Below are 18,264 nucleotides of genomic sequence, written 5' to 3'. Positions count from 1 at the left end.
CAATGCCAACTAGAAAGAAGACAAAAATTGTAGCAACCTTAGGCCCAGCCACCAGTAAAAAAGAAGTCCTAAAGGAAATGATCAGGGCAGGTGTGGATGTTTTCCGTATCAACTTCTCCCACGCTTCCTATGAAGATGTTGCCGAACGAATTAAAATGATCAGGGAATTAAATGAAGAGTTGGAAGTTAACACTGCAATACTTGCCGACCTCCAAGGTCCTAAGCTTCGTGTTGGAGTTATGGGCGGAGAAGTAATTGTTGCCCCTGGCGATACCGTAACTTTCGTAACTGGCGACCCATTTGAAGGTACTGCTGAGCGCGTGTATATGAACTACCAAAACTTTCCAAAAGATGTAAAAGCAGGTGAGCGTATTCTTTTGGATGATGGTAAATTGATCTTCGAGGTAAAATCCACGAACGGTGAAAATGAAGTTCAAGCAACCGTAATTCAAGGAGGGCCATTAAAATCCAAAAAAGGGGTAAACCTTCCAAATACAAACATTTCGTTGCCCGCATTGACCAAAAAAGACATCAAGGATGCCATTTTTGCGATTGGACAAGATGTCGATTGGATTGCATTGTCGTTTGTGCGCCATGCACAGGATTTGTACGACCTTCACAATTTGATCAAGGAACATACAGATCATAAGATTCCTGTAATTTCAAAAATTGAAAAGCCTGAAGCGCTTGAAAATATTGATGAAATCGTAAAGGCTTCAGACGGACTTATGGTAGCTCGTGGAGATTTGGGTGTGGAAGTTCCCGCCCAAGAAGTACCATTGATTCAAAAGCAATTGGTATTAGCTGCCAAAAAGGGTAGAATTCCAGTAATTATTGCCACTCAAATGATGGAAACCATGATCACTAGCCTTACACCGACCCGTGCCGAGGTGAACGACGTGGCCAACTCCGTAATGGATGGTGCCGATGCGGTAATGCTTTCAGGGGAAACCTCGGTAGGTAATTACCCAGTTCAAGTAATCGAGAAAATGGCAAGCATTGTTTCCAGCGTAGAAAGTTCTAGCTTAATCAAGGTGCCACAAACACCACCACATATTAGAACCAACAGGTATATCACCAAATCGGTATGCTACCACGCAGCATTGATGGCCAACGAAATTCAGGCAAGAGCTATTTCTACATTAACAAACAGTGGGTATACTGCGTTCCAGATTTCAGCCTGGAGACCAGCGGCCCATATTTTGGTATTTACTTCCAATAAGAGAATCCTTACCCAATTGAATTTGCTTTGGGGAGTTAAGGCTTTCTATTACGACAAGTTTGTATCTACCGACCAAACCATTGAAGATGTAAACCAAATTGCCTGTAAAAAGGGCTTCTTGGAAGAGGGGGATATGTTGATCAGTTTGGCAGCCATGCCTATCAAAGAGAAGGGAATGGTAAACACCCTAAGAGTAACACAGATTGAAACCTGTAATTTCTAACAGGATTAAAGAATAGATTTTAAAAGGCGCTCATGTAATTGAGCGCCTTTTTTTTAGTTTTTGGTATTTGATTGAAGTGTAAGCCTACAGAAATAATTGTGACTAAGGGCATTGTAACGGAACAATCAACCCATGAAACACGAATACAAAGATGCTAGATTAGGAGCTATTTTAGGTTTTACCGATGATATTAAAAGAGACCAAGGACGTTTTTCCATTACATCCAAAACCATCAAGTTTTTATGGAACCGAAATGACTCTCCATTGATTGTTCAAATCGATGGAATCGACTTGGAATTGATGCCAAACCAAATGATTACGGTTACCTATCTTCAATGTGTTTCGTACTCAGAAACGCAACGACCACTTTCGGCCATTCTTTTTAATCGGGAGTTCTATTGTATTTCCGATCATGATAGTGAAGTTTCCTGCAACGGAATCTTATTTTTTGGAACGCAGGATATTCCAATAATAACAATCCCCAAAGACCAACAAAACAAGTTCAACTTGTTGCACCAAATGTTTATTGAGGAATTTTCTACCCCAGACAACATTCAGGGAGATATGTTACAAATGCTATTGAAGCGATTGATTATTATGAGTACGCGATTGGCCAAGGAACAACTCATTGTAAAATCATTGGGTAATGATCAGATAGACATTATCCGAAGGTTTAATTTTTTGGTGGACATGCATTACAAAACCAAACGAAAAGTAAGTGACTATGCGGAAATGTTGTTCAAATCTCCCAAAACATTGTCCAACCTATTTTCCATTTACAATCAAAAATCGCCACAACAAATCATTCTAGAACGAATAGCCTTGGAGGCCAAGCGACTCATTAATTTTACCGACAAGCAAAATCAGGAAATAGCTTTTGAATTGGGCTTTAACGACCCTGCCCATTTTAGTCGATTCTTCAAAAAAATGACCCAAATGACGCCTTCCGAGTACCGAGAACACTTGGTTTTGGCAGCCTAGGGAAAATTGAACAAGCCGTCGGGAAATCCTTCCTAACACTTGCCCCTCTTTCCGCAGCATCTTTGCCCTGTAATTAAAAAAAACAGAAAAGATGAAACCCACGGAAAAGTCCATTTTTAATCTCATTGAGATTTTTAGAACATCACAAAAAACCAAATTGCAAGCCGTAAAGGTTTCGGGTCACTGTGAGCAACATTACCATCACGATTTCTACTGTGATGCAGAAAAACCCTTTGTACATACTTTTTAATCCATATATAAATTTCAAATTCATAATAATTATGAGCACAATCAATGTACCCAAAAGAGAAGAAGTAAGTGCGGCCAATCAGGCTATTTTTGATAACCTTAAAGGCGCAGTGGGATTTGTCCCAAACCTTTTTGCCACTTACGCACATTCCGAAAATGCCTTGGGCAACTACCTAGGTCTTTCCAATGCAAAAACCTCGTTAAAAGCCAAAGAAAAAGAAGTGGTGAATTTGGCCGTGAGTCAAGTGAACAATTGTATTTATTGTTTGTCCGCGCACACCGCCATTGGTAAAATGAACGGATTTACCGAGGAGCAAATTCTTGAATTGCGTTCCGGTAAGGCTTCTTTTGATGTAAAATTGGATGCCTTGGCACGTTTGGCCAAAAATATTACCGAAAACAGAGGAGCAACAGACGAACAAGTATTGGAAAACTTCTTTGCAGCTGGATGGACCAAGGAAAACTTAATCGACACCATCGTTTTGGTTGGGGATAAAACTATATCCAACTATGTACACAGCACCACTAAGGTTCCTGTGGATTTCCCATTGGCACAGCCTTTGGAGGCTGTAGAAGCCTAACAATGATTTATGTGTCACATCGAGCGCAGTCGAGATGCTATGTCAAGTTTGGGCATAAAAAGTTCTCGTCTGCACTCGAACTGACATATTTTAATCTTCCACCATTTCGGCGAAGAAATTGGGAGCGATGCTTTTGGCCATAAATATGGGCCAGTCATTTTTGAACAGGTAACTTTCGGTAATGGCACTTTCATACAACAGGTAGATGCCTCCGGAAATTCTTTCTGTTTCTGCTTTGGAAAGATTTGAAATGTTATCGCCCACCACTTCACCAATAAATAAAAGCAGTTCTTTTTTTTGCTTTTGTATCACTTCAAAAATCTTCTGGTGTTCTGCGGAAAGTTCCCCTAAGGTTTTTAGACCCCAACATCCAAAAAAGTTTTCTTCCAGATAAAGGTCACGTAGCAAATCGAAAATGGCCAAAAGTTGGTTTTTTCCTGCGGTCCTCTCCTTTACATAACTTTTAAACAGCTCCATAAACGCTGTATGGCGTTGTTCTAAGTAAGCAATGCAAATATCCTCCTTAGATTTAAAATGATTGTACAGCGTTGCTTTGGCAATGCCTGATTTGTCGATAATCTCGTTGATTCCTGTAGAATTGTAACCTTGGGTGTAAAAAAGATGTCCCGCCGTTGTAATAATGAGTTGGTGCAATTCGGGTCGTTGCATAAAATAAATATGATAAAATTAGCGGGGGGCTGCTCTACAAATTAAACAAGAAATTATGTTTTGGCAATGCCTAATATGAATCAAAAATCAAATGTTGAATAGATTCGTTCAAGGCATACAGGTATAATCCTACGATCAAATTCTTTCAAAATCATAACTCACTAAAAACCCGATGATTGGAAACTATTCTTTATATTCGGTTATTCATTATTCAATCAAAAATAATTTAAACACTTTCCAAATGAAAAAGTTAATGCTGACCCTTCTTATAGGGTTGTTGTGTCTTCCCATGAGTTATGGGCAAGAATTCGAGTTTAAAGCCGATGATATTAACATCGATTACAAAACCTATACCCTAAAAAATGGGCTTACCTTATTGGTTTATGAAGATCATAAAGCACCCATTGCCGCCGTTAATGTTTGGTACCATGTGGGTTCCAAAAACGAAAAGCCAGGGAAAAGTGGATTTGCCCATTTGTTTGAACACCTTATGTTCAACGGTAGTGAAAACTACAACACAGATTACTTCCAAGCTTTGGAAAGTATAGGGGGAACCGATTTAAATGGAACCACCAACAACGACCGAACCAATTATTTTCAAAATGTACCGGTATCTGCTTTAGATCAGGTGTTGTTTTTGGAATCTGACCGAATGGGGCATCTGTTGGGCGCCATTGATCAAGCAAAACTTGATGAGCAACGCGGTGTGGTTCAAAATGAAAAAAGACAGGGGGAAAACAATCCCTACGGAAAGCAGTGGGATTACCTAACCAAAGCCATGTACCCAAAAGGGCATCCGTACTCTTGGACCGTAATTGGTGAAATGGAAGATCTAAATGCTGCTTCTTTGGAAGATGTGCAGGAATGGTTTAAATCCTATTACGGGACCGCAAATGCGGTGGTTGCCGTAGCTGGAGACGTAAATGCTGATGAGATTTATGATAAAGTGGTTCAATATTTCGGGGATATCCCTTCCGGACCTACCGTGGAAAGACAGGAGGTGAATATTCCTAATAAAGTGACCGATTCCCGTCAGGTGTACCAAGACCGTGTACCCGAAACCAGGGTGCTTTTTGCATGGAACACCCCTCAGTTTGGGGCAAAGGAAGACCTTCATTTTGATTTGATATCTGCCATTTTGAGCAGTGGTAAAAACTCTAGATTATACCAGAAATTCATTTATCAAGACCAATCGGCCAGTGCTGCGGTTTCTTTTCAAGCATCCAGTGAAATTGCAAGTCGCTTTATCACCTATTTAAATGTAAAAGCGGGGGAAGACCCAGCAAAACTAGAAAAAGAACTTGAGGCAGAAATAGAAAGATTTATTAAGGAAGGCCCAACGGAACAAGAACTCAAAAGGGTAAAAGCAAACTATTTTGCCAACTTCATCAAAGGACTCGAACGTATCGGTGGTTTTGGAGGAGTTTCTGATATTTTGGCTTCCAATCAAACCTATCATGGCGATGCTTCCTACTACAAAACCCAATTGAAGTTCGTAGAGGATGCGACTATTGAAGACCTTCAAAAAACAGCAGCAAAATGGCTTACCAAAGGCAAGCATATTTTAATATGCAATCCTTTCCCTGAATACGAAATTGTGGAATCTTCCGTAGATAGATCTCAATTGCCAGCCTTGGCAGAACAAAAAAGTTCCAAATTTCCAGAATTGCAGCGCACCCAACTTTCCAATGGACTTAATGTGGTGCTGGCCCAACGAGAAGGGGTGCCCACCGTTATCATCAATTTAGTAGCCGATGCTGGGTACAAAACCGATTATTTATCCAGTCCAGGAACCGCGAATTTGGCCATGAACTTAATGGATGAAGGAACCAAAGACAAAACCTCATTGGAAATTAACGAACAGTTACAGCTATTGGGCGCTTCGTTGAGCACGTTTTCAAGTCAAGATGAGTCCAATGTGTATATGAGCACCTTAAAACCAAGTTTTGATGCTAGTTTGGATTTGTTCATGGATGTTTTGCTCAACCCTGTATTTCCTGAAAAAGAATTCGAACGGCTACAGAAAGAACAGATCAATAATATTAAACAGGAAAAATCACAACCAATCACCATGGCGCTTCGGGTGATGAATAAATACCTTTACGGGGACGACCATCCGTACAGCACTCCCTATACGGGAACAGGATATGAGGATTCTGTTTCTAAATTGACACGTGATGATGTAGTGGCATTTTATGATACCTGGTTTAAACCCAACAATGCCACATTGATTGTTACCGGTGATATTGAAATGAAGGATTTAAAATCCAAATTGGAAAAAACCTTGGGTAAATGGAAAAAAGGAGATGTTCCTACCATCACCTTTAATGCGCCAAAGACCAATTCCAAGAACACCTTGTATTTGATGAACAGACCCGAATCGCAGCAATCGGTGATTTTGGCCGGTCATTTGACTGAAAAATATGGGGATGTTTCGGAGATAGCCTTGGAACAAATGGTAAATATTCTTGGAGGGGACTTTACTTCAAGAATCAACATGAATTTAAGGGAAGACAAACACTGGTCCTATGGTGCCGGTGGCTTTGTAATGGGATCCAAAGAGGTTCGTCCTTTTATCGTATATGCTCCTGTTCAAACCGATAAAACCGCAGAATCTGTGACCGAAATAAGAAAGGAAATTTCGGAATTTACCTCTACCCGTCCAGCAACCAAGGAAGAGTTGGATAAGGTGAAGACGAACCAAGTATTAAAATTGCCCGGGCAATGGGAAACCAATAGTTCGGTGAATAGTTCGGTGCGCAGCTTGATACGATATAATTTACCTGACGATTATTATCAAAATTACGATCAGAATGTAAGAAACCTATCCGTGGATGACATTCGAAAAGTAAGCAATGAGGTGGTACAGCCCGACAAAGTAAACTGGTTTATGGTTGGAGATAGAGCAAAGATCATTACCAAATTGGATGAACTTGGGTTCGACAACATCATCGAAATTGATGCGGATGGAAATCCCAAAAAGCCAGTTGTGGCCGAAAAAGTAGAAACAGACATCAAAAATTAAAAAATGAGGCCTCCCTTTAGGGAGGCTTTCTTTTTAAAGATCAAACTTAAGTTGCACAAGTAAGGCTTCTTTTTTTTCCTTCTCTTTTTCTTTATCGGTGTTGAGGTTGGCCAAAGAGATGCCCAAGAGGCGGACAGAATTTTCTAAGGTAGACTGATATAAAAGTTCCTTGGCTGTTTCCAAAATAAGATCTTTGCTGGCGATAAAATAAGGAAGGGTTTTGCTTCGCGTTTGCAAGGTAAAATCGCTGTATTTGATTTTTAACGTGATGGTCTTGCCTGCTATTTTTGATTTTTGAAGCCTTCTTTCCAGTTCAGCAGCTATGTTCTCCAATTTTTCCAACATAAAAATCTCGCTGCTCAGATTTTCAAAGAAGGTACGTTCTGCTCCCACCGATTTTGGAATGCGATGTGGCTTTACCGAACTTAAATGAACACCGCGAACTACATTAAAATAATGTTGGCCATTTTTTCCGAAATGCTGGTTCAGAAACTCTAAAGATTTTTCTTTTAGGTCTTTTCCTGTGAAAATACCGAGGGAGTACATTTTTTCCGCCGTAACCTTTCCAACGCCATAAAACTTTCGAATATCCAAATCTTCCAGAAACTGGATTACCTCTTCAGGATTTACTGTTTTTTGCCCATTGGGTTTGTTGTAATCACTCGCTACTTTGGCAATAAATTTATTTATCGAAATGCCAGCGGATGCCGTAAGCCCTGTTTTTTCGAATATCTTTTTTCGGATGTCTTTGGCGATGAGCGTAGCGGATGGATTCCCTTTTTTGTTTTCTGTCACATCCAGATAGGCTTCATCTAACGAAAGCGGTTCTACCAAATCGGTATACTCATAAAAAATTTCCCGAATTTGTAGTGAAACCTCTTTATACCTATCAAAACGTGGTTTTACAAAAATGAGATCTGGACAATTACGTTGGGCCATAAGCCCGGACATGGCACTGCGAACACCAAACTTACGGGCTTCGTAGCTGGCGGCTGAAACCACACCTCGTTTGGAGCCCCCGCCAACGGCAACGGGTTTGCCTTTTAACTCCGGATTATCGTGTTGCTCCACCGAGGCATAAAAGGCATCCATATCCACATGAATGATTTTTCTTAAGGGAAAATCAAAGTCCATTTTCAAATTTAGGGTATATTTAGTTTGATGGAACATTTGGAAATAGAACGAAAATTCTTGGTCAATAGCGATGCGTATAAGGAAGAAGCCACTTCCCGAATCCGTATTGCACAAGGTTTTTTAAACACCGACCCCGAACGAACCGTAAGGGTCAGGATCATGGGTGAAAAAGGTTTTTTAACCGTAAAAGGCCCCAGTAACGAGTCGGGAACCACTCGTTTTGAGTGGGAAACCGAGATTACCGCGTCCGAAGCCACTAACCTTATCGATTTATGTGAGGACGGGATTTTAGAGAAAAACCGATTTGAAATCAAATTGGGAAATCATGTGTTTGAGGTAGATGAATTTATGGGGGACAACAAGGGCTTAGTGATCGCCGAGGTGGAACTCAAACATGAGGACGAGCGTTTTGAAAAGCCCAGTTGGTTGGGCGAAGAGGTCACGGGGCAGACCAAATACTACAATTCCCAATTAAGTAAACTTCCGTATTCAAAATGGTAAACAGCAGGTTGGTCATTAATGTACTTTTTGTTGTTTCTGCACTATCCAGTATAGTATTGGAATATTTGGGAATTAGGCAAGGGTATGTTTTTTTCAAACCTTTTACCACAGTTTTAGCGATTGTATTGCTGTTTTCTGCAGGGGGAACTTCTGTTCCCAAATTTAAAAGCTTGATGATAGCTGCCTTGGTTTTATGTTTGGTCGGGGACACTTTATTGTTGTTTGAATCTTATTTTGTTTTTGGACTGGCCTCATTTTTATTGGGCCATCTCCTATTTATTGCGGCGTTTATCCAATTAAAAGGATTCTATGCTCACTGGATTTCGTTTTTCTTTTTGATGGCCATTGGGGGTGGCCTCTTTTTATGGTTAAAACCCGATTTAGGGAACTTGTTGGTTCCTGTATCTTGTTATATTGTTGTGATCTGTGTAATGGCTTGGCAGGGCATCGGTTTATATACAAGGGATAAAAGCAAACCTTTTTTGTGGATTGCCATTGCGGTATTGCTTTTCATGTTTTCGGACAGTATGATTGCTGTTTCTAAGTTTAAAATGCCATTTGCCTATGCCAGCGCCTTGATTTTATCAACCTATTGGTTGAGTATCGGTCTATTGGCGAATGCTGGGTATAAACTGATATACGAGAATAAAGGGTTGGCTTAATCCAACTTCTTATCCAAAGCCAAAATCGTTTTTAAAAGCACATTGGCACCATTGGCCATATTCTCCGCTGAGGTAAATTCTTTGGGGGAATGACTGATACCATCTTTACTTGGAACAAAAATCATCCCGACGGGAGCAAATCGTGAAATATCTTGGGAATCGTGTCCCGCCCCACTAGGCATTTTTTTAAAAGAAAGCCCTAAATCTTTTGCAGAAGCCGCTATCTCATCCTGAATCATTGGAGTGGTCAACGCAGGGTCGGAAGTCGTGTCCAATGGCTTAAATTCGACTGACACGTTGGATGCCTTTGCAATTTCTTCGGTTTTGGCTTTTATTGCATTGTAGACCTTTGCAATTACCTCAGAGGATAAATCGCGAATCTCTAAACTCGCTGTTACCTTACCTGGAATTACATTTGGAGCACCCGGCTCTGCTTTTATGCGACCAACCGTACCCACTTGGCTGCCTTCAAAACTATTGGTGATTTCGTTAACCGCAACTATAAATTTGGCAGCGGCCAATAAGGCGTCTTGTCTTGCATTCATGAGGGTTGTCCCGGCATGGTTGGCAAAGCCCGTAAACTCAACATCCCACCATTTTAAGCCTACAATACCTTCTACAACACCAATGTCCAAGTTTTCCTTTTCTAAAGTTCCTCCTTGTTCAATATGAAGTTCCAAAAAGGCGGCCAAGCTCCCTTTTTCTTTTTTGGCTTGGTCTAGTTTCGTGGTGTCTCCTCCAATGCGCATGATGCCTTCTCCCATAGAATACCCGGTAGAATTCACTACTGAAAGGGCTGCATAAGTCAAATTTCCAGCCATGGCCCTACTGCCCATAACCCCACCTTCCTCATTCGGAAAAATCATAACTTGTAGGGGATGATCAGTGGTGATATTATTTTCATTCAAGGTTTGGATAACCTCAAGAGCGGCCATGGAACCTACACAACCATCGTAATTACCACCATGGGGCACACGATCTATATGGGAGCCAAAAGCAATGTGTTTTTTGTTGGCATCGTTTCCTGCTCGGGTACCAATAATGTTTCCGGCAGGATCAATTTCCACTTCCATACCAAAACCCTTTAGGGTTTGCACCACCCAATTTCGCGCCTCAATATCAGCATCACTAAAAGCGACACGTTCAGTTTCTCCATTGGATTGCAGCCCAAACTTGGCCAAATCGAAAACACGATTTTCCAATCGGTTTTGATTGACTGAAACGTGTTTGCTTTGTGCGTTTAGGGTACAAAAGCAACATGGGATTAAAACAAAGACCAGTAGCCGTTTCATCATCACCTAGTTTTTTAGAAAGGTAGGAAATTAGAATTTACCTCAGGAATGCCTATGCAGCGTTTTCTGCAGCTATGGATTTTGACTCGTGATCAATGACCCTTTGCTCTGACCATTTTTTTTTCTTGATACCGCTCACCAAAGGAATGGCAAATCCGACCGCCAATAAGACAATGGCTACCAAAAAAATGTTGTAGGATTGCACAAAAAAGGAACCACTGTTCAATGTGGCCAAAATAAGCATTGTTGACAATGGGAAGGATAAGGCCAAAATGGCAACACCAAAGTCACTGCTAAAGGTTTTCTTTTTGAACTTTTTGTCCATTTCCATGCTGTCTACGGTTGCAATATGGGCATAAGGCCAGAAGCTACAGGCACTCAATCCAAAGGCAATGGTCAACAAAATATCGTTTTTAGCCTCAATGCCTGCTGCTACCACAAATATCCCAGAGATAATCATTACCAATCCTGCTCTGGTACACAACAATGCAAAAATTTGGAAAAACTGCTTCTTTTTGATTTTTACCGCTAATCCAATAAACAAAAGGACCAAAGGGGTCATGATCAAGCTTAATTTTTCCAAAGTTTCACTTAAAAAGAAGGGAAGGGAGTCCATATGAAAACCGAATGCCAATAGTAACAGCGCGACCCCGATAAATACATTTACGGGTTCGGATACCATTGCTTTGATCAAAGGTTTTAACTGGGCCCCATTCTTTTTTTCCCGTGCAGCTTGTAAACTGTAATGCCAGTTCATAGCCACTAGATACAAGAAGAACAAGACAAACACCTTGTTTCCCAAATCGGACATGGCAGCCATGGCCAAATAGTCATCACCCAAAAATTCAAGAATAAATGGAAATGAGGATAAACCCGGTGCCAAAGAGGGGATCAACAGTCGAGCAGTACGATATTCCGATGTGCCTTTTGCAACTCCCATTAGGGGCATTACCAACGGCATCAATAAAAACAACAATAGGTTAAGCCCGAGGGCTAAAAGGGGCAATATTAATAAATGCAACTCTACCTTGACCCCCAGCAACGCGATAAATATAGTTGCAGGAAGGGCAAGGTTGAGTATTATTTTTTTGATTCCTGTAATTTCTTCCTTGGACTTAAATTTTACTTTAAGCAAGATGCCAATGAAGATGAAAAAGAGAAATACAATAGTTTTTTGAAATCCAATATCCACTATACCAGTACTTTGTTAAGTGCGGCAGTGAACATTTTCATTTCTTCCATGGTGCCCATACTAACACGACACCAGTTTTTACCCATAAACTGGAATGCTCTAACGCCTACTTTCAATTCTGTCATTTTATCCAAAAACTCGTTTCCTTGCATTTCAATGGGGAAAATCAGGAAACTAGTGTAGGAGGGTACATATTCGATGCCCATTTTATCAAGGCTCTTGTATACGTACTCTCTGCATTCAGCATTTAGGGTTCTGGATTTTTCTATGAACTCAGCATCGTCCATAGCGGCCATACCAGCATGCACAGAAGGTAGGGTAATTCCCATTCCTCCTCTTGTAATTTTTTGAATTCGAGCCAATGTCTCTTCCAATGCCACTACATAACCTACACGTAGACCGGCCATACCGTGAATTTTGGAGAAAGTACGGGCAATGATGACATCTTTACCTTCGTTTACCAAGGAAACCATACTCTTTTTGGCTCCTTCATCCAAGAACCATAAGTAAGCTTCGTCCACAAATACAGGTACTTTTTCCGAAACTCTTGAACAGAAATCCAAAAGTTCTTCGTGGTCGGTCATGGTTCCGGTTGGGTTGTTTGGGTTACAGATGTACACCAATTTTGTATCGTCATCAATGGCTTCTTCCATTGCTTTTAAGTCGTGCGACCAATCGTCTTTTAAAGGAACAGGCTTCCATGTGGCTCCAACAGATTCGGCCACTCTGATCAAAGACATATAAGCTGGGTCTGCAGAAACAACATTACCTCCGTTCATAAAGAAAACCATGGCTGTTTTTTCCAACAGGTCGGAAGAACCAGGGCCCATCATAATGTTTTTGCTCTCAACTCCTTCAAAATCGGCAATTTTACCCACCAACTGGAACAATTCCTTCCAAGCGTAGCGGTTACCACCCGCTGCTGTGTTTTTGAAAGCTTCCACAGCCATTGGGGAAGGTCCGTAAGGGTTTTCGTTGGCATTCAATTTTGCGGCCAATTCTGGAAGGGCCTCAAAATCTTTAGGTAAATATTCTTTAAAAAATGGACTGTACACTGCATTTCCTTGAGCATCCAATTGTAGGGGAGCCCTCGGAGTTTCAGCTAAACCAATATATGGTAAGGCCATTGCACCACCTGCGGTGAGCACACTTTTTCTAATCCAATCTCTTCTGTTGATGTTTGTAGTTCCCATTTGAGTATTTAGTTTTTAGCAAGAATTTAAAATTAGTCGATCATTTAACTAAATACAATGCTAAAAACATAAAAATCAATGCTTTGTAAGGGAAATTGTTAATTTATAAGTAGTTTTTTTGAAAATTTAATAGCAATACTGTTTATTCGAACGAATTTGTTTTAAGATATTCAATGGTTAGAATTCCACGTAGGTTGTTGATTATGATATGATCTAGCAATTCGCGGATGCTGTATTCTTGAAATAAATTATCTTTAGAGTAGACGATTTCTTCCATTCGGGCCAAAAAAAGCGAACAGACCAATTCAACCTTGACATTCTTTCGAACCTGACCCAATTCCTGAGCTTTTTTTAATAATGGACAAACGATGTCCCAGACAATATCAGACTTTAATTTCGAATAAAATTCATAGGCGTTGGGGTAGTATTTACGGAGCCCATAAAGAAAGGAGGGGTTGAGTTCCTGAAAGGTCATCAACCCTTGTTTATAAATGTAAACAACGGTTGTGAGGGGTTGCTCTTTATTGGGGTTGTCGAGCATATATTGATCTATATTGGAAAGAATCTTCCCAAAATAGTAGGTCAAACTTTCCTGAACCAATACCTCTTTACTATTAAAATATGTATAGAGGGTTTTTTTGGAAATTCCCAGATGCCTAGCCAAATCGTCCATAGAGAAGCTTTTACTGCCGAATTTGGTAAAGTTCTCTATGGCGTAGGCTAGTATTTCGTTTTTCCCCTCAATCATTTTTTATTTCCAGCCACCACCAAGTGCTCTATATAGCTCCACGATGGCATTTAATTGATTGTATTGTGTATCAACATAATTGAGCTCGGAGCTCAATGCATTTTGCCTGGCGGTCAATACTTCCAAGTAATTGGCCAAACCGTTGTTCAATAACTCTTCGGAATAATCCTCAGCTTTGGTGTATGCCTCAAGTTCTTTGGAGCGGGCCTCCAATTTTTGGGTTTCTGCATCATAAGTGTACAAGGCGTCGCTTACTTCCCTTCCGGCGGTGAGCAGTGCTTGTCTGTAGCTAAGCAAAGCTTGCTCTTGCTGAGCTTTGGCCACCTCCATTTGCGTGCGCAATCGTCTACCGTTAAAAATAGGTTGGGTTAGTCCTCCCACTAAAGTGGAGAATAGTGAACTTGCATCCAACCAATTTTCGAGTTCCAAACTTTGAAAACCTCCGTTCGCAGATAAAATGAAAGACGGATACATACTGCTTCTGGCCACATTGGTCAATTCGAAAGCATTGATGAGTCCATACTCAGCTTGCATTACATCTGGGCGATTTGCCAATAATAAATAAGGAACACCTGTATTTAGTTCGGTTTCGATGGATTGCTCGTCCAAGTTGCCACGTTCAATATTACGAGGCGCTTCACCTAAAAGTATACTAAATGTGTTTTCTAATAACTTAATGTTATTTTCAAGGTCGATTACTATAATCTCGGTGGTATGCACCTGCGCTTCGGCTCCTTTTACAGCAACTTCGGTAACTTGACCTGCCTCTTTTAAAGCAATAATGGTCTCTAAACTGTGTTTTCTGGATTCCAAGGTTTTTTTGGACACTTTCAGCTGCTTGTCCAGAGCCAACAATTGATAATATGTACTTGCCATACCGGCAATCAAATTGGTTTTTACAGCTTGGTGAGCTGAAACACTTTGCAAATAAGAAGCTCCAAATGCACGTTTGTTGCTTCTAATCTTGCCCCAAACATCGGCTTCCCATGAAAGGGCTCCCGATAGTTCGTATTGTTCCAATGCACTGCTGAAAAAACTACCAAACTGGCTGTTTTCAGAGTTTTTAGTCCTTGTAATGCTAGCTGTTCCCGACAGTGTAGGGTAATAACCGGCCTTTCCTTGTTTTACATACGCTTCGGCAGCCAAAACATTTTGAAGCGCAATTCGGATATCTAGATTGTTCACCAATGCGGTGTCGATATATTGCTTCAACCGATCGTCGTTAAAAAGATTTCTCCAAGAAACATCAGCCATTGAAACACTGTCCTTGGGCAAATTATCGGTTCGGTAGAGATTTTCTGTCTCTAATTCTGGTCTTGAGTAATTTTTGGCCACAAAGCAAGATTGAAGCAGCAATGGGGCAGAAAGCAAGAGAAGGTATTTATAAATAGGTTTTATTTTCATTTTTGCTGGCATTGTTAATGTGCGTTGTTTGTTTCAACAAGTTCCGGTTTTCCAGAAATACGCTCTTGCATACCTTGGAATACGATAAAAAGTACGGGTACAACAAATACCCCTATGATGGTTCCAATTAGCATGCCCCCAACGGCACTCAGTCCGATGGATTGGTTACCAATGGCGCCAATACCTGAGGAAAGCGCCAAGGGCATCAAACCAAAAATAAAGGCGAAGGAGGTCATCAAAATGGGCCTTAATCTAGCTCTTGCACCATCAACTGCGGCATCAATCAATGATAGTCCAGTTCTTCTTCGCTGAAGTGCAAACTCCACGATCAAAATGGCATTTTTAGCAAGAAGACCTATCAACATGATGAGGGCAATCTGGAAATAGATGTTGTTTTCCAAACCACCGAGGTTGACAAAGAGAATAGCTCCCGCAATACCAGCTGGAAGAGAAAGAAGAATAGCGAAGGGGACTATATAACTTTCATATTGTGCACTTAACAAGAAATAGACAAATACCAAACTCAATATAAATATGATAATGGTCTGTGAGCTCGCATTACTTTCTTCACGCGTTAACCCAGAGTATTCATAGGTGTACGAATTGGGCAAAACTTGTGCGGCGACCTCTTCGATAGCATTGATGGCATCCCCGGTACTGTATCCAGGATTTGGAACGCCTGTTACTTTTACAGAGCTCAATAGGTTGAATCGCTCCACCACTTCTGGCCCATAAATTTTATTAAGGGTAACAAATTGACTTACAGCAACGGACTCTCCATCGGAATTCCGAACAAAAATGTTGTTCAATGATTTTTCATTGGCCCTATCTTCGGGTTTGGCCTGAATCATAACACGGTATTGCTTACCAAACCGGTTAAAGTCCGTAGCGTAGATTCCACCATAATACCCTTGAAGTGCATTAAAGATGTCCGTTCCTGAAAAGCCGGCCATTTTTAGCTTTTCCATATCCACATCCAAATCGTATTGAGGGAATCCAGGATCAAATTGGGAAATGGCATATTGTATTTCGGGTCGGGCATTCAATGCACCCAAAAACTGGTTCTTTACATCGTTGATTTCCGACCAATCTTCTCCCGTTTTGCTTTGCAATTGAACCTCAAACCCTGAGTTGGTACCAAAACCTTGTATACTTGGAGGGGTAAAATAGATGATTTGTGCATCTTTGAATCCTGCTGAGAGCCCGTTCAATTTTTGCATGGTTGCAGAAAGAGACAGGGAATCGGCATCGCGCTCACTCCAATCTTTCAATTTCATGATAGAGAACGCATAGGACCCAGCACTTACCCTACTCAACAAACTGAATCCTGCCACGCTCATACGAGCATCGATTATATCCATGGATTCATAGATAGAATCCAATTTCATGATGGTTTCCTCTGTTTTTTCTATGGTTGTTCCGGGGGGCATGCTCACATTGGCGAAAACAATTCCCCGATCTTCATCGGGTACAAATCCGGAAGGCGTGGTTTGAAACAAATAAATGGCCAATCCGGTAAAGGCGAGCAACAAAAAGACAGTGGTCCATTTTTTCTTGATCATTCTACCCACCGTATTGGTGTATTTATTGGTCATTGCTGTAAACCCTGCATTGAAAGCGTTAAAGAATCGCGTTTTTAGGTTGGGTTTCTTGCCTTCCACGTGATGATGTGGTTTTAAGAAAAGGGCCGCCAAAGCGGGACTCAAGGTCAGGGCGTTAATCGCTGAAATTAAAATGGCCACCGCCAAGGTAATTCCGAATTGCTGGTAAAACACTCCCGATGAACCCTGAATAAAGGAAACAGGAATAAATACGGCAGACATTACCAGAGTAATGGAGATTATGGCGCCAGAAATTTCACTCATGGCATTTTTGGTTGCTGTTTTTGCCGAATCCGCTCCTTCTTCCAGCTTGGCATGAACCGCTTCCACAACCACAATGGCATCATCCACCACAATTCCAATGGCCAAGATCATGGCAAATAGGGTAAGCAAGTTGATAGAGTACCCGAACACCTCCAAAAAGAAAAAGGTTCCCACAATGGCTACAGGGACAGCAATAGCAGGGATAAGGGTGGACCTAAAATCCTGCAGGAACAGGAACACCACAATAAATACTAAAATAAAGGCTTCAATCAAGGTTTTTACCACATGATCTATGGAAGCATTAAGGAAATCCTTGGTGTTAAATGGAATAACGTAGTCAAAGCCTTTAGGGAAATCAGCTTTGCTTTCGGTCAATATGGTTTCGATTTCATCAATAATGTCTTTGGCATTGGAACCTGAGGTTTGGTATACCCCAACGGCAACACCAGGATGCCCCATCCCCGAATTTTTTCGCACATAACTATAGGCGCCAAGTTCAATTTCCGCAACATCTTTTAGGCGCAAAAAGCCACCATCCTCAGTAGTTTTAAGAATAATGTTCTCGTATTCCTCAACCTCGGATAGCCTACCCTTGTATTTCATTACGTATTCAAAAATACCTTCGGCATTTTCACCAATCTTTCCGGTGGCCACTTCACGGTTTTGCTCTTGCAATGCCGCCTGTATATCTGATGGAACTAAATTATAAGCAGCCATTTTATCTGGGGAAATCCAGATTCGCATGGAATAATCTTTGGCACCAAAAACATTTACGTTACCAACCCCTTTGATCCTTTGAAGCTTTGGCACCAAATTGATTTTGGCATAGTTCTCCACAAAGGTGGCATCGTAGTTTTCGTTTTTTGAGAAAATTGAAAAGAAAAGTAGGGCACTATTTTGAGCCTTTTGTGTGGTTACCCCCGTATTGATTACCTCTTGAGGTAAAAGACTGTTGGCTCTGGCCACCCTATTCTGTACGTTCACCGCAGCAATATCTGGGTCAACACCCAGTTCAAAATAAACGCTGATACTGGCGGCACCATCATTACTGGCAGAAGAGGTCATATACGTCATTCCCTCAACACCGTTGATTTGTTCTTCAAGGGGAATTACCACACTTTTTAAAACAGTTTCGGCATTGGCCCCGGTATAATTGGCACTAACTTGAACCGTGGGCGGAGCAATTTCTGGATACTGCTCTACGGGTAGGGTGGTAAGCCCTAAAACACCCAAAATCACAATGATTACGGATATTACAGTAGACAGTACTGGACGATCTATAAACTTTTGGAACATATAAATGTTGTTCTTTTTAGGTTGATG

Annotated in this window: 15 protein-coding genes; 7 read left to right on the top strand and 8 right to left on the bottom strand. The window is 41.0% G+C overall.

Features of this window, described 5'->3' with window-relative positions; all coding sequences use genetic code 11:
* Positions 1–2 precede the first annotated feature (2 nt).
* The 4 genes from pyk (at position 3) to ABT310_RS05740 (ending at position 3,256) form a co-directional block, all read left to right on the top strand.
* On the top strand, positions 3–1,445 hold the full coding sequence (gene pyk, locus ABT310_RS05755; protein ID WP_375325795.1) for a pyruvate kinase: 1,443 nt from the start codon (positions 3–5) through the stop codon (positions 1,443–1,445).
* A gap of 132 nt (positions 1,446–1,577) precedes the next feature.
* The gene (locus tag ABT310_RS05750) at positions 1,578–2,426 is read left to right on the top strand and encodes a helix-turn-helix domain-containing protein (protein WP_375325794.1); all 849 of its coding nucleotides are present in this window, start codon (positions 1,578–1,580) and stop codon (positions 2,424–2,426) included.
* A 91-nt stretch (positions 2,427–2,517) separates the two neighbouring features.
* Complete coding sequence (locus ABT310_RS05745; protein ID WP_375325793.1) at positions 2,518–2,676, top strand: hypothetical protein; 159 nt, start codon at positions 2,518–2,520, stop codon at positions 2,674–2,676.
* Positions 2,677–2,707: 31 nt separating this feature from the next.
* Complete coding sequence (locus ABT310_RS05740; RefSeq protein ID WP_375325792.1) at positions 2,708–3,256, top strand: carboxymuconolactone decarboxylase family protein; 549 nt, start codon at positions 2,708–2,710, stop codon at positions 3,254–3,256.
* Positions 3,257–3,346: 90 nt separating this feature from the next.
* Here ABT310_RS05740 and ABT310_RS05735 read toward each other — a convergent pair whose 3' ends face one another.
* Positions 3,347–3,925, bottom strand: coding sequence for a TetR/AcrR family transcriptional regulator (locus ABT310_RS05735; RefSeq protein ID WP_375325791.1), 579 nt, complete (start codon positions 3,923–3,925; stop codon positions 3,347–3,349).
* Between the two features lie 241 nt (positions 3,926–4,166).
* Here ABT310_RS05735 and ABT310_RS05730 point away from each other — a divergent pair, with 241 nt between their 5' ends.
* Positions 4,167–6,950, top strand: coding sequence for a M16 family metallopeptidase (locus ABT310_RS05730; protein ID WP_375325790.1), 2,784 nt, complete (start codon positions 4,167–4,169; stop codon positions 6,948–6,950).
* 33 nt (positions 6,951–6,983) lie between these two features.
* On the opposite strand, the gene dinB is transcribed toward ABT310_RS05730, so the two are convergent.
* On the bottom strand, positions 6,984–8,084 hold the full coding sequence (dinB, locus tag ABT310_RS05725; protein ID WP_375325789.1) for a DNA polymerase IV: 1,101 nt from the start codon (positions 8,082–8,084) through the stop codon (positions 6,984–6,986).
* A gap of 27 nt (positions 8,085–8,111) precedes the next feature.
* Here dinB and ABT310_RS05720 point away from each other — a divergent pair, with 27 nt between their 5' ends.
* Entirely contained in the window at positions 8,112–8,585 is a 474-nt protein-coding gene (locus ABT310_RS05720) for a CYTH domain-containing protein (RefSeq protein WP_375325788.1), read from the top strand.
* The gene (locus ABT310_RS05715) at positions 8,579–9,247 is read left to right on the top strand and encodes a lysoplasmalogenase (RefSeq protein WP_375325787.1); all 669 of its coding nucleotides are present in this window, start codon (positions 8,579–8,581) and stop codon (positions 9,245–9,247) included. The genes ABT310_RS05720 and ABT310_RS05715 overlap by 7 nt, the downstream gene beginning before the upstream one ends.
* On the opposite strand, the gene ABT310_RS05710 is transcribed toward ABT310_RS05715, so the two are convergent.
* From ABT310_RS05710 to ABT310_RS05685, 6 genes are all read right to left on the bottom strand, one after another.
* Positions 9,244–10,539: a Zn-dependent hydrolase gene (locus ABT310_RS05710; protein ID WP_375326151.1), complete on the bottom strand. Its 1,296-nt coding sequence runs from the start codon at positions 10,537–10,539 to the stop codon at positions 9,244–9,246. The genes ABT310_RS05715 and ABT310_RS05710 overlap by 4 nt on opposite strands.
* 52 nt (positions 10,540–10,591) lie before the next feature.
* Positions 10,592–11,674: a permease gene (locus tag ABT310_RS05705; protein ID WP_375325786.1), complete on the bottom strand. Its 1,083-nt coding sequence runs from the start codon at positions 11,672–11,674 to the stop codon at positions 10,592–10,594.
* 56 nt (positions 11,675–11,730) lie between these two features.
* The gene (locus ABT310_RS05700) at positions 11,731–12,924 is read right to left on the bottom strand and encodes a pyridoxal phosphate-dependent aminotransferase (RefSeq protein ID WP_375325785.1); all 1,194 of its coding nucleotides are present in this window, start codon (positions 12,922–12,924) and stop codon (positions 11,731–11,733) included.
* Positions 12,925–13,066: 142 nt separating this feature from the next.
* Positions 13,067–13,672, bottom strand: coding sequence for a TetR/AcrR family transcriptional regulator (locus tag ABT310_RS05695; protein WP_375325784.1), 606 nt, complete (start codon positions 13,670–13,672; stop codon positions 13,067–13,069).
* 3 nt (positions 13,673–13,675) lie between these two features.
* Positions 13,676–15,076 carry an efflux transporter outer membrane subunit gene (locus ABT310_RS05690; protein WP_375325783.1) on the bottom strand — a complete coding sequence of 467 codons (1,401 nt, stop codon included), beginning with the start codon at positions 15,074–15,076 and terminating at the stop codon, positions 13,676–13,678.
* Positions 15,077–15,090: 14 nt separating this feature from the next.
* Positions 15,091–18,237, bottom strand: coding sequence for an efflux RND transporter permease subunit (locus tag ABT310_RS05685; RefSeq protein WP_375325782.1), 3,147 nt, complete (start codon positions 18,235–18,237; stop codon positions 15,091–15,093).
* Between the last annotated feature and the right edge of the window lie 27 nt (positions 18,238–18,264).

It is taken from the genome of Flagellimonas cixiensis (genome assembly GCF_042134615.1).
Taxonomy (GTDB): Bacteria; Bacteroidota; Bacteroidia; order Flavobacteriales; family Flavobacteriaceae; genus Flagellimonas; species Flagellimonas cixiensis.
The sequence above is the reverse complement of the archived record's forward strand: the minus strand, read 5'-3'. Positions and strand labels throughout refer to the sequence as shown.